At 57.9% G+C, this 18,847-nt stretch carries 27 protein-coding genes; 12 read left to right on the top strand and 15 right to left on the bottom strand.

What is annotated here, in order from left to right:
• From VGC62_RS16370 to VGC62_RS16345, 6 genes are all read right to left on the bottom strand, one after another.
• The gene (locus VGC62_RS16370) at positions 1-996 is read right to left on the bottom strand and encodes a major capsid protein (RefSeq protein ID WP_331188126.1); all 996 of its coding nucleotides are present in this window, start codon (positions 994-996) and stop codon (positions 1-3) included.
• A gap of 63 nt (positions 997-1,059) precedes the next feature.
• The gene (locus VGC62_RS16365) at positions 1,060-1,404 is read right to left on the bottom strand and encodes a head decoration protein (protein WP_331188125.1); all 345 of its coding nucleotides are present in this window, start codon (positions 1,402-1,404) and stop codon (positions 1,060-1,062) included.
• Positions 1,405-1,407: 3 nt separating this feature from the next.
• Entirely contained in the window at positions 1,408-2,550 is a 1,143-nt protein-coding gene (locus VGC62_RS16360; protein WP_331188124.1) for a head maturation protease, ClpP-related, read from the bottom strand.
• Positions 2,547-4,025 carry a phage portal protein gene (locus VGC62_RS16355; protein WP_331188123.1) on the bottom strand — a complete coding sequence of 493 codons (1,479 nt, stop codon included), beginning with the start codon at positions 4,023-4,025 and terminating at the stop codon, positions 2,547-2,549. The genes VGC62_RS16360 and VGC62_RS16355 overlap by 4 nt, the downstream gene beginning before the upstream one ends.
• Positions 4,025-4,231 (bottom strand): phage head-tail joining protein, encoded by a 207-nt coding sequence (locus VGC62_RS16350; protein WP_331188122.1) that lies wholly within the window; start codon positions 4,229-4,231, stop codon positions 4,025-4,027. The genes VGC62_RS16355 and VGC62_RS16350 overlap by 1 nt, the downstream gene beginning before the upstream one ends.
• Positions 4,232-4,277: 46 nt before the next feature.
• Positions 4,278-4,535, bottom strand: coding sequence for a hypothetical protein (locus VGC62_RS16345; protein ID WP_331188121.1), 258 nt, complete (start codon positions 4,533-4,535; stop codon positions 4,278-4,280).
• Here VGC62_RS16345 and VGC62_RS16340 point away from each other — a divergent pair.
• A complete protein-coding gene (locus VGC62_RS16340) occupies positions 4,534-4,983 on the top strand; it encodes a hypothetical protein (RefSeq protein WP_331188120.1) in 450 nt (149 codons plus the stop codon). The genes VGC62_RS16345 and VGC62_RS16340 overlap by 2 nt on opposite strands.
• Here VGC62_RS16340 and VGC62_RS16335 read toward each other — a convergent pair.
• From VGC62_RS16335 to VGC62_RS16300, 8 genes are all read right to left on the bottom strand, one after another.
• Positions 4,980-7,004, bottom strand: coding sequence for a phage terminase large subunit family protein (locus VGC62_RS16335; RefSeq protein ID WP_331188119.1), 2,025 nt, complete (start codon positions 7,002-7,004; stop codon positions 4,980-4,982). The two genes, VGC62_RS16340 and VGC62_RS16335, sit on opposite strands and share 4 nt — an antisense overlap.
• Positions 7,005-7,008: 4 nt before the next feature.
• Positions 7,009-7,578 (bottom strand): terminase small subunit, encoded by a 570-nt coding sequence (locus VGC62_RS16330; RefSeq protein WP_331188118.1) that lies wholly within the window; start codon positions 7,576-7,578, stop codon positions 7,009-7,011.
• A gap of 204 nt (positions 7,579-7,782) precedes the next feature.
• Positions 7,783-8,127: a phage holin family protein gene (locus tag VGC62_RS16325; protein ID WP_331188117.1), complete on the bottom strand. Its 345-nt coding sequence runs from the start codon at positions 8,125-8,127 to the stop codon at positions 7,783-7,785.
• A gap of 527 nt (positions 8,128-8,654) precedes the next feature.
• Positions 8,655-9,014 (bottom strand): hypothetical protein, encoded by a 360-nt coding sequence (locus tag VGC62_RS16320; protein ID WP_331188116.1) that lies wholly within the window; start codon positions 9,012-9,014, stop codon positions 8,655-8,657.
• Entirely contained in the window at positions 9,007-11,223 is a 2,217-nt protein-coding gene (locus VGC62_RS16315; RefSeq protein ID WP_331188115.1) for a VapE domain-containing protein, read from the bottom strand. The genes VGC62_RS16320 and VGC62_RS16315 overlap by 8 nt, the downstream gene beginning before the upstream one ends.
• Entirely contained in the window at positions 11,213-11,431 is a 219-nt protein-coding gene (locus tag VGC62_RS16310; protein ID WP_331188114.1) for a TraR/DksA family transcriptional regulator, read from the bottom strand. Before VGC62_RS16310 ends, VGC62_RS16315 begins: the two co-directional genes overlap by 11 nt.
• Entirely contained in the window at positions 11,424-11,942 is a 519-nt protein-coding gene (locus tag VGC62_RS16305; protein ID WP_331188113.1) for a phage regulatory CII family protein, read from the bottom strand. Before VGC62_RS16305 ends, VGC62_RS16310 begins: the two co-directional genes overlap by 8 nt.
• Before the next feature lie 315 nt (positions 11,943-12,257).
• Complete coding sequence (locus VGC62_RS16300) at positions 12,258-12,518, bottom strand: hypothetical protein (RefSeq protein WP_331188112.1); 261 nt, start codon at positions 12,516-12,518, stop codon at positions 12,258-12,260.
• A 79-nt stretch (positions 12,519-12,597) separates the two neighbouring features.
• On the opposite strand from VGC62_RS16300, the gene VGC62_RS16295 reads away from it, so the two are divergent.
• A complete protein-coding gene (locus tag VGC62_RS16295; protein WP_331188154.1) occupies positions 12,598-13,329 on the top strand; it encodes a S24 family peptidase in 732 nt (243 codons plus the stop codon).
• Between the two features lie 67 nt (positions 13,330-13,396).
• Here VGC62_RS16295 and VGC62_RS16290 read toward each other — a convergent pair whose 3' ends face one another.
• Complete coding sequence (locus tag VGC62_RS16290) at positions 13,397-14,104, bottom strand: hypothetical protein (protein WP_331188111.1); 708 nt, start codon at positions 14,102-14,104, stop codon at positions 13,397-13,399.
• Positions 14,105-14,350: 246 nt separating this feature from the next.
• On the opposite strand from VGC62_RS16290, the gene VGC62_RS16285 reads away from it, so the two are divergent.
• The 10 genes from VGC62_RS16285 to VGC62_RS16240 form a co-directional block, all read left to right on the top strand.
• Positions 14,351-14,935, top strand: a complete 585-nt coding sequence (locus tag VGC62_RS16285) for a hypothetical protein (RefSeq protein WP_331188110.1) — start codon at positions 14,351-14,353, stop codon at positions 14,933-14,935.
• An 8-nt stretch (positions 14,936-14,943) separates the two neighbouring features.
• Positions 14,944-15,228, top strand: a complete 285-nt coding sequence (locus VGC62_RS16280) for a phage antirepressor KilAC domain-containing protein (protein WP_331188109.1) — start codon at positions 14,944-14,946, stop codon at positions 15,226-15,228.
• Between the two features lie 140 nt (positions 15,229-15,368).
• Positions 15,369-15,740: a hypothetical protein gene (locus VGC62_RS16275; RefSeq protein ID WP_331188108.1), complete on the top strand. Its 372-nt coding sequence runs from the start codon at positions 15,369-15,371 to the stop codon at positions 15,738-15,740.
• The gene (locus VGC62_RS16270) at positions 15,740-16,066 is read left to right on the top strand and encodes a pyocin activator PrtN family protein (RefSeq protein WP_331188107.1); all 327 of its coding nucleotides are present in this window, start codon (positions 15,740-15,742) and stop codon (positions 16,064-16,066) included. The genes VGC62_RS16275 and VGC62_RS16270 overlap by 1 nt, the downstream gene beginning before the upstream one ends.
• Positions 16,063-16,260, top strand: a complete 198-nt coding sequence (locus tag VGC62_RS16265; protein ID WP_331188106.1) for a hypothetical protein — start codon at positions 16,063-16,065, stop codon at positions 16,258-16,260. The genes VGC62_RS16270 and VGC62_RS16265 overlap by 4 nt, the downstream gene beginning before the upstream one ends.
• 41 nt (positions 16,261-16,301) lie before the next feature.
• The gene (locus VGC62_RS16260) at positions 16,302-16,559 is read left to right on the top strand and encodes a hypothetical protein (RefSeq protein WP_331188105.1); all 258 of its coding nucleotides are present in this window, start codon (positions 16,302-16,304) and stop codon (positions 16,557-16,559) included.
• A gap of 45 nt (positions 16,560-16,604) precedes the next feature.
• Entirely contained in the window at positions 16,605-17,024 is a 420-nt protein-coding gene (locus tag VGC62_RS16255) for a hypothetical protein (RefSeq protein ID WP_331188104.1), read from the top strand.
• Positions 17,021-17,242, top strand: a complete 222-nt coding sequence (locus VGC62_RS16250; RefSeq protein ID WP_331188103.1) for a hypothetical protein — start codon at positions 17,021-17,023, stop codon at positions 17,240-17,242. Before VGC62_RS16255 ends, VGC62_RS16250 begins: the two co-directional genes overlap by 4 nt.
• Positions 17,239-18,231 carry a hypothetical protein gene (locus tag VGC62_RS16245; RefSeq protein WP_331188102.1) on the top strand — a complete coding sequence of 331 codons (993 nt, stop codon included), beginning with the start codon at positions 17,239-17,241 and terminating at the stop codon, positions 18,229-18,231. Before VGC62_RS16250 ends, VGC62_RS16245 begins: the two co-directional genes overlap by 4 nt.
• Positions 18,232-18,382: 151 nt before the next feature.
• Positions 18,383-18,847 (top strand): DNA cytosine methyltransferase (locus VGC62_RS16240; RefSeq protein WP_331188101.1); only part of this gene is annotated, 465 nt, incomplete at its 3' end.

Raw genomic sequence — 18,847 nt, 5'->3', positions numbered from 1 at the left:
TCAGAGTTCCAGCAGGATCTGCGCCCGAGGTCGCGTGCAGAGGTGCAGCGGGTTGGACTGGGCTTCACCGGCAATCCCCTTGCCGAACGGCAGTGGCTCGACCTTGCTGTAATACGGGATGCCTTGGGTGTTGACCGTTTCCATGTAATCGGCCGGTGCGAACACCGAGATGTACAGGTCGGGAACGCCCTCAGGGACGAGCAACGCATTGTCGTCGGCAACAAACGAAATACCAGCGACCTTGCCGCGATAACGCTCCCAGACGATGCCGCCGAACTCAAAACTTTCCCGTGCATCACCGCGCAGAGCAGCCGCCTGCAGGGTATTAAGGTAAGTTTCCTTGACCGACTTGTGGACGATCAGCTTGTTCCAGAAGTTCTTTCCGCAGAACGCACGAGAGCCGCTGCTGGTCACGCTACCGAGCGCATCTTCCTGCATGTCCAGCGCCTCACCGCTTTTGACGCGCAGTTCAGTCGCCGGATCGTTAAGCCCCATGGACAGCATCTGACGCTGCACCCCAAAGGCCGCATAAATATCCAGCAATGGTGTCTCGCCATCGGCATCCAGCACCAGGCCGTTCAGCGCGCCCATGCGCTGGAATTCGTGGGTGGCGTCCAGCTGACGGCGTGCCTTGGCCAGCCGCGCATTGACCACATCCTGCACCGCCTGCAATTCGGTACGGGTGCCGAACGCACGGATGCCTTGGATGGTGTCGGCCTGAATGGTGAAGCGCTCAGGCAGATGCACGGTATTGAAGGGGATCAATTTCCGCTTGCTCGCACCGACGACAAGGCCGGAGGTGCCGCGCTCACCGGCAGGCACCAGCGCCAGGGTGTCTCCGTCCTTTTCGATCTGGACGGTCAGGGTTTCAATGCCTTCCTCCTGAAACAGGCCGAGGCTGCTGATGCGGCCCGGCAGGTAAGGTTGGTCGTTGATGGCAGCGGTCAATGCAGTGACGGTAAACGCCTCATCATCAAAAATGGCGATATCGGCCATGGGTACACTCCAGAAATACAAAACCCCGCTCGAGGCGGGGTGTGGTGAAGGTGAGAGAACGTCTTAGCGGACGATCAGAAAATGCGCGGCCAGCTCTTTCTCGGCAGCGAGATCCAGACCGGTCAGGTGCGCTTCGCTGACCTCGGCCAGACGCACCACGGCACGACCGCGCCGCACGATGTCTGACTCGCCCAGCGGCCCGTAAAGGATCGCTACCGCATTTTCGCTACCGTCTTCGGCTATTGGGTCATAGGGCGCAAAGTGCCCGCTGGCCGTCACCAGGCCAAGGATCTGACCCGCTTGCAACGCTGGGCCCGCTGCGACATCGATTGCTTCGCGGGAGATTTTCCCGTTCCCCTCGGAAAGGAGAAACTCGCCAGCGTGAATCGGCTCTTGCTTGATGGTCATGAATTAAGCTCCTTTCGAGGATGATGTTTGCCCGACCTGAGCGCCTTTGCGGGCAGCCCAGATCGATGGCGGGTCGGGTTGTTTGGCCTGCACTTTCAATGCGGGGTCATCTTGCAGCGGCAGGCTGTTGTCGATCTCAAAGCCTTTGCCACTGCCAACGAGCTTGTCGAACAGGCGACCGCGCACCGCGTCGACATCGAGCCCGGCAGAGACGAATCCCACGGTGGCTTCAGGAAAACGCGCCGCCACACACAGGTCATTTACTGCCCTGGCTCGCGTGAGTGCGGCCTGAACGGTGGCTTCATCGACCAGCTTGGTGACTTTTATCAGCGGTTCAATCAGGTTACTGATGCCGGCCTGGGTGCAGCTCTGGGTGATCATCAATGCGAGTCTGGTGGAATCAACCACCGGCGCCGGTGGCACCAGCGGAGGATCATCCGGGTCAGCCTCCGGAGGCTCGTCGAGCTGGGCCAGCAAATCAGCCGGTGCATTCTGAAAGCGCTGCATCACCCAGCCCTGACCAAGACAAGCTTTGACCTTGACCCCGTCACCGACTTCATCGGCCAGACCCAGCGCCACCGCTTCACTGGCGGTCAACCAGGTCTCGGCATCGACCAGGCGCCGCAACTCAGCCTCGTCGACGTCGGGGGCCTTGGACTTGTAGGCCGCGATAATCGCTTCGAGGGTCTGGTCCAGCACATCGGCAACACGGCGGAAGTCTTCGGCATCGCCCCCGGTGTACGTCGATGGGTTGTGGATCATCAACATGGCGTTGGCCGCGATCACTACGCGGTGAGCGCCGCAGACCGCCACACTCGCCGCACTGGCAGCCAAGGCATCGACACGGCCGGTGCAGCGCTCGCCCAAACGCGACAGCGCGTTGTGAATCGCCAGGCCGTCAAACAAATCGCCGCCGATACTGTTGAAGGCCGCAATGACCGGTGACACACCGTCGTCCATCGCACGCAGATCCTGCACGAACTGATTGGCCGTGACGCCCCATGCGCCGATCTCGCCGTAAACAAAAATTTCGATGACCCGCTCAGCGGCTTCGCCATCGGCTTGCACGGCGTACCAGGTTTTGTCCTGCACCTGAACTCGCTTGCCGGCCCGGTTGTAAATATGCGGTTTCGCTTTCTTGCTCATGGTTGTTCCTTTTCATCGGGCTCGACAACTTCAGCGAGCGTTTTGTAATTGAGGCCCAGCTTGCGAGCGCGCTCAGCATCAGCGGCGTTTTCCAGATCCACCGTTTCGGCGTCGTAGCCGGTGCGCAGGACCATCTCGCTGCGCGATCCGAAGCCTGCGTTGACTTCGAGGATTTTGGCCTGCACGTCCTGCACCGGCTGGATGTAGGCCCAGCCCTGTGGCACCCAGCGCGTGCGCTGATATTCGCGGCGGCGCTTGGCATAGTCAGGCAGGTACAACGCGCCCGAGAGAACCGCCATGTCCATCCACGCGGCGCGCACCGGGCGACAGAGCTGGTGGACGTAGACGCCGAATTGCAATTGCTCCAGACGACGCCGAAACTCGGTCAACACCACGCGCAGCGCCCGGTCATTGACCCCGCGCATGTCGCCGGTGAGGATTTCGTAAGGCGTGCCCGACCCCGCTGCAGCGGCCATCAATTGCTGTCGCATGAAATCCGGATAGTTGTTGCCAGCATCCGGTGGTTTGGAGAATTCCACCTCCTCGCCAGCGACCAGTTCCTGCATGGTGCCGGGCTCCAGTGCTACCATCGGCGTGAAGCCATCGCGATCTGGATTCAATGGCGCACCTGTCACCGGATCCCGTGGGACCTGACCGGCATCTGGTGCCGGCTTGGTGATGAAGCCGGCAAACAGGTTGGCGACTTCCTGCCGGAACAACACCGCGTCATCGTAGTTGTCGAGACTGCGCAGGCGCTTCAGTACCGGCGACAATCGCGGTACACCACGCAGTTGCCCCGGCTCGATGGGCTCGAAAATATGCAGCACCTGGCTGGCCGGTACGCGCAGCAGTTGGTTGTATCCGCTGTTTAGCGATGAAGCGTCCCGTGGATGCGAGCGGTACATCCAGTAAGCCTCGCGCTTGCCTGTGGGGCTGAACTCGATACCGGCCCGGATGATGTTGCCGTTTTTAGTGGCCTCGAACTTGTCGTGCGGGACAAACTCCGGGGCCAGCACCTGGATCTGCAATGGCACCGCGAGGCCTTGGTCCAGACTGCGCGGTCGTAGCCTGATGAATGCCTCCCCGGCCGTTTCAACGGTGCGAGCAATCAAGGCTTGCTGCCCGTAGAAGTCGGCCAAGCCATCGGCGTCCGACTCTTCGACCCAATCTTCCCAGAGCTCCTGCATCAACTTGCGTAACGCGTCGTCGTCGATACGTGGCCGGGGATTGATCCCGGTGCCGATCAGATTACTGGTGCGTTTGTCGATGGCGTTGAAGGCATACGGGTCGTTGCGTACCGCCGCACGGGAACGTGAGCGCAGGTTGCGCAATGCCGGCATGACGAGGCTGTTGACCCCGCTGTCAGGCGCATCCCAACTGGCCGATCTGCGCCCTTCACCGGCGCCTTCGTAACTGGCCTTGATGCGATCTGGCAGCAGGAATCCGTTACGGGTCAGCGTCGGATAGTGCGCCATTACAGTCCCTTGCCTCCGTGATAGAGCCGAACCACGCGAGAGCGAGGCGGCGCTGCATTGAGTAGCGAGGTGCGGATCTGATCGCGTGCCTGCAGGAGCTCGTCGACCGTGCGGTATTCGACGTTACGGTCGGCATAGCGCACGACTTTTTCACCGCGTGCGATTGCCTCCTCGACCGCGTCGAGGTGCTTCTGGGTAAAGGCCATAAATGAGCGCTCTTGAGCAGGGGACGGGAGTGATGTAAAAAAACCGTCAGTTGAAGTTCTGTTTACGGGACTGAATTTCCTGGCAGAAACTGCCGCCAGCCAGCAGTTCGGCCAGAGCTTCGGCAAGTTGATCAGATTGAATTTCGGGTAACTTCAACCGCCAGTAAATGCGAGCACGAACCCAATCCATACGACCGGTAAGCTGTTCGGCAATTACCCGACGAAGTTCACGCTGTAACTCAGCGTCGGCTTTGACCCTTTGCACATGATTTGCTTTTTCCACGTCTACGGAGTTTTCCGACATGGCTGTCTCCAATATTGAGAAATTCGACGATTACGCCGGCAAGATATTTGCCGAGCTGTATCAGCAGTTCCCACGACCTTGCACGCTGACGCCGAAAGACTTTATTGAGGTCGCTGAAATATGGGACGAGCGTCTAGAGATGACGCTGCCCACAGATGACGCTGAGTTTTTTATAGCGACAGGAAACTGGCTGATCCAAGCCGGCTATGTCTTCGGCGGAAAACGCGTGTCATACCAGATCAGCGATGCGGTTCTAACGCCTAAAGGTCTTGAAATTCTGAAAGCGACACCTGACAGCGTGAACGGCAAGGCTTCATTGGGCGAAGCACTGATTTCCAGCGTCGCCGAAGGTGGCAAAGATGTGACCAAGGGCCTGGTGTCCCAGGCGTTCGGCCTGGGAGCCAGGTATCTGACTCCCATTATCGGCCCCATGGTTGGCCTGTCTTAGCGTCTCTTCAGATACCCGCTGTGTGAACTGCGGCGGGTAGCCACTGCAGCAACGGGTCGCGCAGGAACCACCGGAGTGTGGGACTGAACAGACGAAACATCGCTGGCGTCTGCAGTCGCTGGAGCAGTCCGGCTGACGTTATTTGGTATCGTCGATACTGGATTGGCGGCGGTCTCATCGAATAACCCCGACTGCGCCATCGCCTGCCGGACCCGATCCCAGTCGTGTTCGTTGTAGCGGTTGATCCCCAGGTAATGCGCCATGGCCAGGCAATACACCATCAGGTCGAGCGCTTCGTTACGCTCGGCCTTGCCCTTGACCCACTCGATGCGCTTGTAGCCCTTGACGTAGCGGGTGATCTTGCGCTCGGCCACGCACTGGGCGAAAAACTCATCCGGCAGGTCATTGGCAAAGTGCAAGGCGCCCGGCCCGTCTTCGAACGGATAGCGGTTGTAAATCCAGTCCTTCGCGGTGTCGGTGCCGACGAACCACAGCTCGGCGCCGCCGCGCTCGGTCTGGCCTTTCCACGTCACATCGACTTTCGACGGCCGCTGCGCGATCACCGGTTTGCCCGGTTTGCTCGCGCCCTTGATCGCGAAGATGTTGCGCCAGCGCCGCACTCGGCAGAACTGGTAAACCTCATCGGTGTGGTGACCACCGGAGTCGACCGCCGTGGCAAGTATCGCCAGCCCCACGCCGCACGGATGCCGGTACCGCGTCTTGAGCAACTCGTCCAGCGCTGACCAGGTGCGCGGGTCCGAAGGATCGCCCGCGATCACCTGATGGTCGATCACCCAGCGTTCCATGCCCGCGCCCCAGCCCATCGCCATAAACTCCAGGCGGTTGGCCTGGACGTCGACGGCACCGGTAATCATCATCACGGCGGCGGGCAGAGACCCAAGAGTGAACCCCTCCTTCCGTGCCCGCATTATCAGCACGTCGGCTTTGGTTTGCTCTTGTGCGCTGTCCCAGACCTTGGCCAGACGGGTGTTGTAGAACACCTGCATGGGTTCGAGGTCGCCTTTTGCCTGGGCTTTTTTGGCCTTCTCAAATTGCTTGGCGAGGGACTTCCAGTCCATCCAGCCCAGCGGCGAGTACAACGCATTGAGGTGGAAACCTACGGTCTCACCATCACCCTCGGCATGCGCGCGCCATTCGCCGCGAGCGAGCATGTCGCCCTTGTGGTGCTCCTCGATCAGCACATCACAATCAGGCCCTGCGCACTGGTAATGCACTACTCGGAAGTCTTTCGAGTAATGCAAACGTTCCCATTCCAGCGTCTGCATGTGCCCGCAGGTCGGACACGGTACGTAGTAATAACGCTGGTCGCTGCCTTCGAACAGATCAGATATCCGCGATGCGCCCTTGATAGTCGGCGAGCTGGAGAAGTAGAACTTCGCGTTACGGCCGAAGGTGCTGCCTCGCGTCTCTGCCAGCTCGATGGGGTCACCCTCCTCGCCAATGTCCACTTCCCAGCGGTCGATCTCATCGCCGTACACGTAGCGGGCCGACAGCTCGGACAGGTTGGCGGCAGAACCGGCGGTGGTGACGTACAGCGAGCCACCCTCGAACTCTTTGGTGTCCATCGTGTTGCGCGAGTCACGCGACCGGCTGGACGCTACACGCTCGCGCAGCACTGGCGTGGCCTTGATCGTTTTACTGATCCGAGAGGACACCCGCTTGGCAAGCCCCAAACTGGGCAGCAGTGTCAGGATGTTCGACGGCGCCATGTGGATCAGACCGCCGATCCAGTTCAGCGCGATCTGGGTTTTCATCAGCTGCGAAGCGACCATGGTGACCACGCGCTTGCATGGGTGCGCTGGTGAAAGGCAGCGCATAGGTTCACGGGCGTAGGGCGTACGGGCGGTGCGGTATTGTCCTGGCTCAGCGGCACCGCTGTCGCGCGGGATCCGCATGTACTCATCTGCCCACTCGTCGACCCATAGGTCAGGGTCAGGGGTCAGCCCTCGGAAATACGCCTCGCGGTACACCTCTGCACCGTCTGCATATCCCTCGGGCATAGGCTTATGTCTCTATCAGTGCGTGTTCAAGGTCAGCCGTGCCCATTCGGCAAGCGTCGGTAAAGACGCGGCGGAAGGCAGTCGTGAGATGTTTTTCGATTTCCCAGGGATCGGTCATTACCGCCAGTTCGGGAGCGATCTGGGGTGACAGCCCGAACATCAGGTCGCGCACCATCCGACCGGCTGCGAACGCGGCGTTATTTACGGACTCGCGCTCAACGAGGTTGCCTTGGACCTTGCGAAACTCAGCCTCGGCCAGCTGCGCCAGGTAATACTCACGGTGTGCGCGAGCCTTTTGAAAATCGGGGCCTTTGCTCGGGGGCTGCACCGCAGGTACTTCGGCGGCTACAGACAACTCGGTACGCACGTCGCGCTCGACACGAGCGTCTTCATGCCTGGCCGCCACGGCTGCTTTGCTTGGGTCAGCAGATTCGGTCAGTAACCGTTCGGTCGCCTCAAGATCAACCTTGCCGTCATGGGTCAGCACCAGCCGATCCTGTTTGGCGAGTTTGGAAACGTAGGATTTGGCCCAGCCCCGCCTCGCTGCAAACTCTGACTTGCTGATAATGGTCATGTTGAATTGTCCAGTTCACCCAGTTAACTCAGGGTCGTTCACCAGTTCACCTCGGTTCACTAAGCTGGTGAACTGTCCGCTAACACAGTCCCGCGGGTTTGCGACCCCGTGTCCTCTGAATACCCCTAGGGTCCCCGGCAGGTTTTCGGCACAGGATTTTGACTGACCCGCCTACAGCCCACGTATTCCGTCACCTTCAGCCAATCATCCCTGCCCGCCGCCCGACGTGGGCAGGTCGGATACACCCAGGCGCTTTGCCGCCCAGCGTTCGTACAGCCCAATGGCAACATCGGCGCCGGCCATGGCCGTGAGGCAACCCACTGCACTGGCGGCCAAGACAGAAACCCCGGCGGCATATAACAACATCATGCTCGACACCCCGCAGACCACGCAGGCACCGGATCGAAGGGCCAAGCGGCGGATCAATGACCAGCCGCGCATGCCTGCCTTGTCCGCCCGCCACATCTCGCCGGAAACCCCGCCGACCAGGGAAAGGACAATCACCATCCAGATCGGCATATCAATCAACGCCTGTTGCTCGTTCGTCATCGCCCTACCCCATAAACGCAAAAACCCGGCGCAATGGCCGGGTTTAGTGTGGTGGTGCCTGCCGCTCTCTGCGGTCGCACCTATCGAAGATGAGTACTTTTTACAGGTGGATTCCGGTGGCAGCAAGCCAGTTTTAATGCCACCGAGCAATACGGGTACAACGTGGGTGGGACGCAGGTACAACACGGGTGCAACGCACTCAATCGGCTATCGCTTCTAATGCGCTGTCTGACCTGTCCTACTATCCAGAATCAAAGTAGGACAGCTACAGGCGCCTAGATTCAAGGCTCTGCCCAACTGTCCTACCTTAATTACTTTATTCTCCCGTATAGAGAAAAAGCTAAAAACACGCGTGCGCGCCATAGGCGCGAATACGTGCCCGCTGCGCTCATGTGTGCATGACGTATGCAGAGGTTGGACGGTAGGACAGCCCCCTAACGGCGCGGCCTGCACTTGTCCTACCGCATCAAATCGCAGTAGGACAAGGCCGGACGGTTGGACAGTTGCAGACGAAGTGGTGCCAAGGTTCATGCAGCCTTCCCCATCAGCAGTCCCGCGATGTGCAGATGCGCCTCATGCAGGCGCTGGTAGTAGGTGTCACGGCTGCAACCACAGTGCGTGTACTTCTGCGACAGGAAGCTATCGTGGTTGCAGTAGTGTTCGCGCACGACCAACGACAGCTGCGCCGGCAAGTGCTTGTTGACGATCAGTTCAATGTCTGCGGATTCATCCAACAACACCCGACTGCCACGTGTGCCGCGTATCAGTTCGCCCTTGCACTCCATCAGCATGGCAATCATGTTGCCGCCACCAGATCCACCACACTGCATAGGCGAATGCAGATCCTGCGCCCAGAGTTTGAGCATCTCATCGATTCGCTTAATCAAAGCAAGGCTCCTCATCCCGTCCCTGCTCCAATACAGAGGCCCGCCCCCAAGTGGCGGGTTTCTGATAGGCCCATTGCCTCACGCCACTTTTAGGCAGCGCAGTCAGCCGCTTCTTGCGCCAACCAAGGCGATGCATGATCGCACCGACCCGCATCTGCTCAGGTTTCCCCCAATGGCCGAAGTCCAACTTGAGCGCCTGGCTCAATATTTCGTTGCCTGTAGCGGTTTCGCCAATCTGCGACTCCTCCATCCAGGTCAAAATAAGCCCCTCCCACTCATCCACCACGAAGCGCTCGTCTTGTGCCTCGGCGAACATCCATGATTCGTCTTTGGTCACCCACCAGATATCACCGGATTCATAGCAGAACACGGCCTCAGCCCAAAGTTGGTCGCGGATCTCGCGGAGTTTGTCCAGGTCGACCTTGTTGCAGAACACCGGCCAATAACGCCGGTTGCCAGTGGCGTCCTTCAAGTATTCCTCTTGGTTGGTGGTGCCCACGAACACACACTGGCGTGGCACGTCATTCGTTCTGCGGCCATAGCTCTCCCGGTATGTGTCAGTGGACGCCGAAAAGAACTGCTTGGCCTTGGTGCTTTCAGCCTTGTTGAAACTGTCCAGTTCCCCCAGCTCGACGATCCACTTGCCGCGAATCGCCTGAAAACTATCCTTATCGCCGAGGGCAAAGGGCGTATCCATGAACCACTCGCCACCGAGAACACCCATCGCGGTGGACTTGCCCTCGCCTTGCCCACCCTCGAGGATCATCACCGAGTCAGCCTTACAGCCCGGACGCATCACCCGAGCTACCGCAGAGATTAACCAGCGTTTGCCAACCTTGGCTGAATAGTCGCTGGCCCGGACGTCCATCACATCGGTCAACCAGGTTTCCAACCGAGGGACACGGTCCCACTCAAGCGCCTGCAGGTATTCACGCACCGGATGAAAGGCGTGGTCATGGGCAACCACACTCACCGCCTCGATCACATGGGACGCTTTGACCCGCAGGTTGTATTGCTGCGCGAGCCACTTCATCACCCGCATATCATCGATGTCGGCCCAATCACCATCACCGCCGCCATAAGGTGCGGAACGCAACTTGATGATCTTGGAACTGAAGACGCTGTAACCGATGACACCCGCCCAACGTTCGTCATTACCAAGGATCAGCTCAACGTTTTGCATATGCGCAATCAGCGCACCGCTTTCAGTGCGAGCCAGTTGATCTTTCCAACCACCAGCTGCTGGAGGCCTCACCACCGCCAACACCTGTCGTCGGACCGCCTCCAATCCCTCGGCAACATGCAGGTCGTTGAAGTCAGTCCACTTGATCTCACGTACGCCGGAGAATATCGGCGCAACCACCTGACCACCGACGATCAACGCGGCGTTGTTGGCCTTATCTTCACCTGGGTTCCAAGGCTCGCCGTTAGGCCGCTTGGTTTTCCAGTCATCATCACGACAAATAATGATAGGACAGCCAGCAAACCGCTCACGCATAGCCTTGGACACTGGAAGCAAGTTTCCCGCATCGAAGGCAACAGCAACAGTAAGAGAAGTCGCCATGTGCAGGCTGGCGCCCGTGGCGTACCCCTCGCAGATCAATACGGGCTCACCTGGCTCAGGGTGTGGGCCGATCAAGTGGAAGGCGCCCTCCTTCGACATGCCGTAGGGCCAATAGGCTTTATCGCGACCAGTGTCTTCCTGATTTTCGGGAAAGATCACCTGCAGGCCGACAATCTGATCCCGAACGTTGCTCATCGGCACCAACACCGCGCCTGTACGCGGCGCGTAGCGAACCTTGAAGCCGACGATCTGCTTTCGATCCAGGTAGGCACTCTTGCCTTTCTCAGGCATACGCTGGAACAACCCCGCCGCACGATTGGCTGCTCGACGCGCCGCATTGGCCGCAACTTCAGCAGCACGCCGCTTGGCCTCTTCCTGCCGAGCACGCATGACCTCTCGCTCTTCAGCGCTCATACGCCCGGCCTTGACTTTGATCTTCTGCGACTCGCCCGAGCGCCAGTCGCCAAAGGCGCCGAAAATCAGCGTCTCGTTTTTCTGGGTGCGGTGTTCATGCACCACGTACCAGCCGTTCTTTTCCTTACCCTTGTCCTGCTGTGTCTTGCAGCGGATGATTTTTCCGAACTCAAGGGGTTGCTCAGGCTCCAGGCCATAATCTGCAAATTGTCCTAGAACCTCATCGAGCATAACGGGCACTCCTCAACTCATCAAAGCTTTGGCAACTCACACACTGAGTACATCCCTGAACCGCTAAACGTCGCGCCGAAGGGATCGGCACATCACAGCTTTCGCAGAACATTAAGGAGTGACGGACGGGAACAAACTTGCGTGCAGCAAGCGCCCGATCAATGCGCTCCTGCACCAGGTCATTAGCAAAATCCGCGAGATCAGCCATGGGTAGCCCCCTTCGTCGTGTGGTTGACGTAGGAGGCGCGGTTCAGCATGCCCAAAAGACCTTGGATGCACCTGAAAACGCGATGGTGGATTTCAGCCAGCTCGTGGTCATTGACACGACCGTCACTGATGTGCTCGGCCCATACTTCGGCAAAGTCAGCAACCTGATGGAAGTATTTAGCGATACCGACCGTCAGCGTCTCGGGCATATCCCCCGTATAGCAGGCTGCAAGGTCCTGCCAGATGGTATCGCCAACCAGCGCATGGACCGCGTCAAGAATGCGGCGGTCCTTGGTCAACTCCAGAATCTCGCTGAATTCCTGCACATTGACGACATGGGTCGGGTGCGTCGGGGAAAGCTTGTGCTGCAGCGTGGTGGGGTTTCTGCCGATGGTGGCGGCAATTGCAGCGGCACCGCCTGGGTAATCCCGTGCGGCGTGGTAAAGCGCTAATTCGAGCGTCAGGACTTCCCGCTGTGCTCGATCAACGCAATTCAGAGCGATTCGGCTCATGGCATTAATCCTTGTAAGTTGCCAGTGCCGCGCAGCATGTAGTGGTGATACATTTGCCGCGTGGCTTGAAAGGGTCCACACGCCGGTCTGACCGGCACCGTGCCGAGGCGAACAATCCGTTGCTCACCTCTGGCGCAACAGCTGCCCTATCTGTGGTGGAGAAGGCAGCAACACCAAGGCTTCCGGGCCTTGGAAACTCGATAAAGATTGGCGGTTAAGCATGTGGTGTGCCCGTCAATCGTTACCGAGACCTGACAGCGCTGTGGTGGTGCTGTCGGGGGGAACTGGGCGGCCCTTGGGTCGCCTTTTTTCTAACTACGCCGCAGCTTTTTGCGGGGCTGATGCATGGAGCAACCAGGTAGCGTCAAACGCATTACCCTTCTGCTTTGCGGCTGTAGCCAAAAGCCTGGCGTATTGGGTTTCACCCGTGTAATCGGTACGCGGGAGACTGGCCGCTAGACGCCACTTGTTAAGCGCCTGATAGCTACGGCCGCAAATCTTAGCAGCGGCACCGATGCCACCTACAGCTTCAAAAGCAAACGCAATTGGGCTCGGAAAATCAGCGGGGTCCAACATGAGAGACTCCTTTTATCAACTCCGGGTTGATATTAAACATCAACTGACTATTGCGCAAGCTCCGTGGCACTCTCAACTAATGGTTGATAAAAATACATTACGCACCGCTTTCAGCATGCGCCTTCACGAAGCCCTCAATGATGCCGGCATACGCAGCCGGGGTCGCGGCGTGGATATCCACAAGCAGCTAAAGATTCTGGGGGTTGATAAAACCACTCAAGCCATCAGTAAATGGCTCAACGGCGAAGCTATGGCAGAAGCCGACAGTATGGCAGCGCTCTGTATGTGGCTGAAGGTGAGACGGGAGTGGTTGGAATACGGCGTACTCCCAAAAGAACAGACCAACGAGAGCAATGTGATCCAGTTGGCCAGCCTCGGAAACAGCAACGTCAGCGCACTAATACAACGTTTTGGCAAGGTCCCGCTGATATCTTGGGTGCAGGCAGGTGCCTGGTGTGAGTCAATCTCAAACTTTGAGCCATACGACGCCGACTCATGGCTTTCCTGTCCAGTACCCATCAGTTCAAGCGGATACGCCCTTAAGGTGCTTGGCGACTCCATGACTAACCCTGGACCAGGGCGCAGCTATCCCGCAGGCTGCATAATTTTTGTTGATCCGGAGGTCGTAACGAAGGCAGGCGATCGTGTAGTCGCCCGGATACCGCGCACGAATGAAGCGACATTCAAGATACTGGTTGAAGATGCTGGACGGCAATACTTACGTCCAATCAATCCACAGTATCCAATCATTGAGTTTACGGAAGAGACACATATTTGCGGGAAAGTAGTTGGGACATTTCTTCCCGAATGACCAATTCTGCGGAAAAGTAGCAGGGCTTGTCGTTTGATCGAATGATCTTGTCGAGTCCCCACCCGGCTTACGAAACCCCGATGCGCTCCAGAAGGGCTGGTATGTCGTTTGGGTGGAAAACAACTTCAGTTTCCTCTGGGTGATAAGTCGGGATGTTTCGTCCGTACTTCTCACCATCTGCCGTAAGTATTCGGAAAAAAGTTTTCTCTCCAGAGGACGAAGTTCTTGAAGCTTTGCGCACCAAGCCTTTGAGCTGCATGAGCTCATAAATGGTGGCTGATCTAAACTTTGATCCGGCTGCTGTGAGGGCGGCTTGCATGCTCATATATTCGCCGCGTGATTCTTTGTGGGCCTGCCAAGGCGAGACATATTTCTTTTTCTTCAGATCTTCCGGCAAGTGGCTGGCCCACTCACTACCTAATTCAGTCAGTACGTAGTGAGCGGGGGTGTTCGACGCTTTATGGGCTCTAACTTTCTTGATAGCGCCGCGATTTATAAGGCTATCTATGGTCGCTGCCGCATACTCAACATTGTTTAGCGTGACCGTCCACAGGTATTTATCTATTTTTTGTTGATCTATTTCGCACTGGCTTAGTGCTACGAGTGCTGCTTTTTGTACGCTGGTCAGGCTTGGTTTCGCCATTTCTGCTCTATCCCTTGTCCGTGTTTGTCCTCCTTGCTCGCAGGACTGTATGAGCAGGATCCAATCAGCAACCCTTTCCGAATACTCAAAATAATTACCACAAACAAGGACCACTTCAAAAATATCAACCATAGGTTGTTGACAAACATCAACTTACAGTTGATATTTTACTCACTCTCCCACCACAGAGCGAGGCAACACCATGCACACCACTGCAACGCTACACGTCCACCCAGCGTGTTCAAGCAATCGTAAACTGATTGAAGAGCTCGAACTCCACACCAATTGCCTGGTGATCATTCATCGTGGCAAACCCCGTCTGGTAGCCAACCGCGCACGTCCTACCCCATTCGATCCTAACGATGGAGGGCGTGCAGCATGAAGCGCTTCAAACTCGACAATCGCACCCTGGCATTGCTCAACGCGCAGGTCAATCTCAGCCAGACGTTCAACCACACGCTGCGCTCCAGCCCCAACAGAAAGGTGCTGCCATTTAGCCTGACCGTAGAGCGCAGCACGATAGAGACACTGTTCTCAGTCGCGATGGGCAGTCAGCGTCATACGCTCACGCTGCCAAACAGCAAAAAAATGCACCTTCGCCTGGCCGACTTCATCGAAGAGATCGCCAATGGCCCCATCGATATCACCGCAGCACCACTACCCATGTTGCACGCTGATCGCCGATATGGGGTATTCAGCGCGCACCAACGCGAGCAGGTGTTCAACCTGATCTGTACGGGGGGGTTTCTTGATCTGGATCTCGGATTTGAGCTACCCATTCAGATCGCGATCCATCCCTGCCGAACGCGGACGAGCATCACCACCATCATGAGCATTGGCGTGAAACAACCACGTAGCAAGTGCTTCACCGTGGCCGGGGATACCGTCTACATGTACGAGAAAGTAGCCGAATCCATCACCCACCTGGCGGCGCTAGCGACACCTGCCGCGCATGCAGCCTAGGGGGCAACATGGAACGCAACCTCGAAAAAACCGCCAAGTATCTGGGCATCACCCGGCCCAAGCTCATCGAACTGATGCGTGCAAAAGGTCTCCTCAACGACCGCAACCTGCCAGCGTATCCCACGCGCGACCGGGATTATCTGCGGGTAAAAGACAGTAACTGGTGGCATCCAAAGCTCGGCATGCAGTACAGCCAGTCTGTTCGCGTGAAACAACCCGGCATCCCTTGGTTGGCCGCTCAACTCGGCATCGAACTGCCGCCGATTCCGGCTGACAGCCGTGACGTGGCCTAGGGAATACGCTCGCCAGATCGTCGCAATGCGGACCAAAGAGGAGCGAAACGCAGCGCTCCTCGAAGTCCCTGAGCATCTGCGCGAGCTTACGAAAAAGCACTGCCTGATTGCCTGGAACCATCCGAAGAGGAGTAAGAACCATGGATCACGAACTGATTGACCGTGCCCTAACTGAGTTGTCCACCGTGCCAAGCGGTAAACGTACTCCCGAGCTTATTCAGGGATGGGCGCGTTTTATTTGCGCTGCAGCCGGTGCGGAGGTTGAGTCGGAAACGCCTATGCAACGCGCTCAAATGGAGCTGCATGCAGCCGTAGGAATGATCGCAACAACGCTCGGCCCCTACACCTACCGTACTTATCTGAGCCTTAATCACGACTCCGATGTCCGCCTTTCAACATTCATTTTCATAAATGACGAAATCACCTTGATGGCGCTCGGCCGCACAGTCGACGAGGTTCTGGGCAAGCTTCGTCAAGATGCCGAACGGTTCGGTATCAAGGAGGCCGCGTGATGGCAGCCCCCCTGCAACCACCGCTTCGGCTGCTTCCAGCACCGGATAGCACCACCGTTGAGATGCTTCACCACCTCTTCGGCGACGTGCTTATCCCCCTCGAAAAGCTGCGCGTGCATTACTTCAAGAACCTCAATGAAAAGACCTTTACCGAGGCAATCAACAGCCGCCGTATCCAGATCCCGGTGATCACGCTGGACGATAGCGGCAAGGCGCTGAGGTACGCGCATATCAAGCATGTGGCGGCGTTGATCGACATCCGCGCTTACAAGGCGGACGAAGAGATGGCCGGAACCCAGCTCGACAGCAGCGTGGCGCCCCAATGAGCCTAGTAAACCAGTGCAGGGAATGCCGAACCGCATTGCATGAAGACGAGAGAACCGACCGCCTTTGCGGCGAGTGCAGCTATTTGGCTGTGGACTACCGCCGCTACGACGAGCTGCGTGCCGAAGGCTACATGCCTTACCAGGCAAAGCTTATGGCCGGGTTGGCTGATCCACCAGATCCAGACGCTGAATAACACAACTCCAACCGCTGCCACCACCAGCGAGGAATAACACTATGAAAACCGTTCATCCCACCGACACCAAGAGTTGGTTTGTCTATGGCCCACAAGGCTGCGGAAAAACACATAACGCCAAAGCATTGGCAGACGCGCTGAACCTGAATCATATCCGTGATGACTGGACTCCAGACCAGAAAATCCCGATCACAGACCACCTGATTCTCACGCAGCACGAACCTCAAGACTTCGGTGTTGAGCGCCGCCGCGTTCTGAGTTTCAACGAGGCCATGAAGCGAATCCACCCCCAGCACTAACCCCGAAGGCTGCCACCACCAGCCCCAACCAAAGAGCACACCACCATGACCAATACACAGATCTTCGCAGTCACGCTGCTGGCCGTTCTGTCCGCCGTGATCATCTATGTCAGCTATTGGATAGGCCGCCGAGACGGTTTCGACACAGGCAAAGGCTTCGGCCAGATGACCACCGACGCCGAGAAAGACGAGCAGATTCGCAAGCTGGAGGCGTCTCTTGCATTCCTTCGTGCAGATCACAGCCTCCTGGCCGCGCACGCAAAAAAACTTAGAGCCAGCCAGACCTTCGGCGCTAAGGAGCACGCAACCCTACTCGACATCGCCGACAAGTTGAGGATCGCGGCTGCAACATTCAGCGCGTTGCGCACCGGCAAAAAAATCGAACGTGACACGCTCGCACTCCGCGACCAGGCACTCGCCATGGCCGATCTGCTGGAACCGGTAGCACAGGAGAACGCGGCATGAGACGTCCAACTCCCCTACTTCGGCTTTCACCTGAAGCCGCCGGCGAATTGCACCACCTCCACGCGAAAACCTCAGCCGAACTGCAACTGGTGACGCGCTATCGCAAAGAGTTCGACCGCCAGTTGAAGACGCTGATCGGCTATGACGCCTTGCGCAAGTTGCACAAAGGCACCGAGAACGCGCTGCTGCTGGCCGATCTGGTCAAGGAGGTCGCATGACTCAGATCCTGACATTCCTCGGCAGAAGCCTTGATCTCGCTGCACCTGACGCTGACCTGATCGATCCACGCGACATTGCGCACGCTCTCGCCAACATCTGTCGTTTCGGTGGGCACACTCGCAAGTTCTACAGCGTCGCGCAACACAGCTGCATCGTTGCCGATCTGGTGCCCGACGAACACAAGCTGGCTGCCTTGCTTCATGACGCGACCGAAGCCTATGTCGGCGATATGGTTCGCCCCCTCAAGCTGGCGATGCCGGCATACCAGGCTATTGAGGAACAGATCTGGCTGGCCATCTGCAAACGGTTCTGGATTGATTCGGAACTGCCGGCGTGCGTACTCAATGCAGACATGATCGCGCTGGCATCCGAGCGCCGCGATCTGATGCCCCACCATTCGGCCGCTTGGTCTTGCCTTGATGGCGTTGAACCTATCGCGAAAACCATACGCCCGTGGGGTATTCAGGAAGCGCGAGATAACTACTTTCAGCGCTTGATGGACCAACTCGCCATCGAGCACCGGAGGAAAGCGGGTGAGGTGATCGCACGGAAAGCACACAGCAAGCCGACCGCTTTGCTCCGAAACGCCATTGATGTCGCCGCGCAGAAAACAAAGAGCCTCTGCTGCGCAGCAGCAGGCATTACTGAAACTGTCAGCGCCACTGCCGAGGCACGTATACCCCACGAACAGCTGCGCGAGGCAGCGACCACTGATGCAACGCTAAACGCTGAGGTTTGCCCGCCCGCGCAGCTTGCTCAGGGGTATACGCACCTTATGGTGCCCTGCGACGATGGCCTTCACTTGATCAACCTCGACAGAAACCTAAGCCATTACGGGTGGGTTTTCCGCAAGACTCCAGGCGGCATGCCGTACTCGACTCGCCCAGCGACTGATCACGAGATCATCTTTGCAAAGCAGCGGTTGCTGATCTACCAGCGCAATGCTGAGCGCCGCGCAACTGTCGGCAGCGAAGGCGGTGCCGAATGAACCTGTTCATTTTCCTCGCTGGCTGGGCCGCCCTCGGTTGTTCAGTCGCCCTGTATTCTGGCCCGCGCCTTCGTGCTTTGAGCACCAGCTCGCCCTCGTGCGACTGCAACCAAGGCTGCCTGCCATGCTCGTGCAAAGATGGAGGTGCTGTATGACCTCTCTGAAAAAACCACTGTTCGACTTTAAAACTCAGTACACGCTTGGCTTCAACGCTCAAGACGATGAAATCGTGGTGGATTTCTTCTGCGGTGGTGGCGGCGCCGGTACCGGGCTGGAAATGGGGCTTGGCCGCAAGGTGAATGTGGCTAAGAACCACAGCGCCACAGCGATCAGCATGCACACCATCAACCACCCCGGCGCCAAGCATTTCACCACCGACGTATTCGAAGGCGATCCAGATACAGAGTGCGGCGGTAAGGCAGTCGGCTGGTTTCACATGTCGCCGGACTGTACGCATCACAGCCAGGCCGCAGGGGGGCAACCGCGCAAGCGCGAGATCCGCAACCTGTCCTGGATCGGCCTGAAATGGGGGGGCAAGAAAAAGCCACGGATAATAAGTCTGGAAAACGTAAAGCAGATCCTGCAATGGGGACCGCTGATTGCCAAGCGCGACCCA

The organism is Pseudomonas sp., from assembly GCF_036404235.1.
Taxonomy (GTDB): domain Bacteria; phylum Pseudomonadota; class Gammaproteobacteria; order Pseudomonadales; family Pseudomonadaceae; genus Aquipseudomonas.
Note: the sequence above shows the minus strand (reverse complement) of the source record. Positions and strands in the feature narration are given on the sequence as shown.

Coding starts and splice junctions, on each gene's coding strand:
- VGC62_RS16365 (WP_331188125.1), bottom strand. CDS start 1,404: ATGACCATCAAGCAAGAGCCGATTCACGCTGGCGAGTTTCTCCTTTCC.
- VGC62_RS16345 (WP_331188121.1), bottom strand. CDS start 4,535: ATGTCGGAAAACTCCGTAGACGTGGAAAAAGCAAATCATGTGCAAAGG.
- VGC62_RS16295 (WP_331188154.1), top strand. CDS start 12,598: ATGGTTGATAAAAATACATTACGCACCGCTTTCAGCATGCGCCTTCAC.
- VGC62_RS16330 (WP_331188118.1), bottom strand. CDS start 7,578: ATGACCATTATCAGCAAGTCAGAGTTTGCAGCGAGGCGGGGCTGGGCC.
- VGC62_RS16250 (WP_331188103.1), top strand. CDS start 17,021: ATGAGACGTCCAACTCCCCTACTTCGGCTTTCACCTGAAGCCGCCGGC.
- VGC62_RS16265 (WP_331188106.1), top strand. CDS start 16,063: ATGAGCCTAGTAAACCAGTGCAGGGAATGCCGAACCGCATTGCATGAA.
- VGC62_RS16355 (WP_331188123.1), bottom strand. CDS start 4,025: ATGGCGCACTATCCGACGCTGACCCGTAACGGATTCCTGCTGCCAGAT.
- VGC62_RS16305 (WP_331188113.1), bottom strand. CDS start 11,942: ATGAGCCGAATCGCTCTGAATTGCGTTGATCGAGCACAGCGGGAAGTC.
- VGC62_RS16245 (WP_331188102.1), top strand. CDS start 17,239: ATGACTCAGATCCTGACATTCCTCGGCAGAAGCCTTGATCTCGCTGCA.
- VGC62_RS16360 (WP_331188124.1), bottom strand. CDS start 2,550: ATGAGCAAGAAAGCGAAACCGCATATTTACAACCGGGCCGGCAAGCGA.
- VGC62_RS16315 (WP_331188115.1), bottom strand. CDS start 11,223: ATGCTCGATGAGGTTCTAGGACAATTTGCAGATTATGGCCTGGAGCCT.
- VGC62_RS16310 (WP_331188114.1), bottom strand. CDS start 11,431: ATGGCTGATCTCGCGGATTTTGCTAATGACCTGGTGCAGGAGCGCATT.
- VGC62_RS16335 (WP_331188119.1), bottom strand. CDS start 7,004: ATGCCCGAGGGATATGCAGACGGTGCAGAGGTGTACCGCGAGGCGTAT.
- VGC62_RS16350 (WP_331188122.1), bottom strand. CDS start 4,231: ATGGCCTTTACCCAGAAGCACCTCGACGCGGTCGAGGAGGCAATCGCA.
- VGC62_RS16300 (WP_331188112.1), bottom strand. CDS start 12,518: ATGTTGGACCCCGCTGATTTTCCGAGCCCAATTGCGTTTGCTTTTGAA.
- VGC62_RS16370 (WP_331188126.1), bottom strand. CDS start 996: ATGGCCGATATCGCCATTTTTGATGATGAGGCGTTTACCGTCACTGCA.
- VGC62_RS16280 (WP_331188109.1), top strand. CDS start 14,944: ATGGAACGCAACCTCGAAAAAACCGCCAAGTATCTGGGCATCACCCGG.
- VGC62_RS16260 (WP_331188105.1), top strand. CDS start 16,302: ATGAAAACCGTTCATCCCACCGACACCAAGAGTTGGTTTGTCTATGGC.
- VGC62_RS16285 (WP_331188110.1), top strand. CDS start 14,351: ATGAAGCGCTTCAAACTCGACAATCGCACCCTGGCATTGCTCAACGCG.
- VGC62_RS16290 (WP_331188111.1), bottom strand. CDS start 14,104: ATGGTTGATATTTTTGAAGTGGTCCTTGTTTGTGGTAATTATTTTGAG.
- VGC62_RS16255 (WP_331188104.1), top strand. CDS start 16,605: ATGACCAATACACAGATCTTCGCAGTCACGCTGCTGGCCGTTCTGTCC.
- VGC62_RS16340 (WP_331188120.1), top strand. CDS start 4,534: ATGGCTGTCTCCAATATTGAGAAATTCGACGATTACGCCGGCAAGATA.
- VGC62_RS16270 (WP_331188107.1), top strand. CDS start 15,740: ATGGCAGCCCCCCTGCAACCACCGCTTCGGCTGCTTCCAGCACCGGAT.
- VGC62_RS16275 (WP_331188108.1), top strand. CDS start 15,369: ATGGATCACGAACTGATTGACCGTGCCCTAACTGAGTTGTCCACCGTG.
- VGC62_RS16325 (WP_331188117.1), bottom strand. CDS start 8,127: ATGACGAACGAGCAACAGGCGTTGATTGATATGCCGATCTGGATGGTG.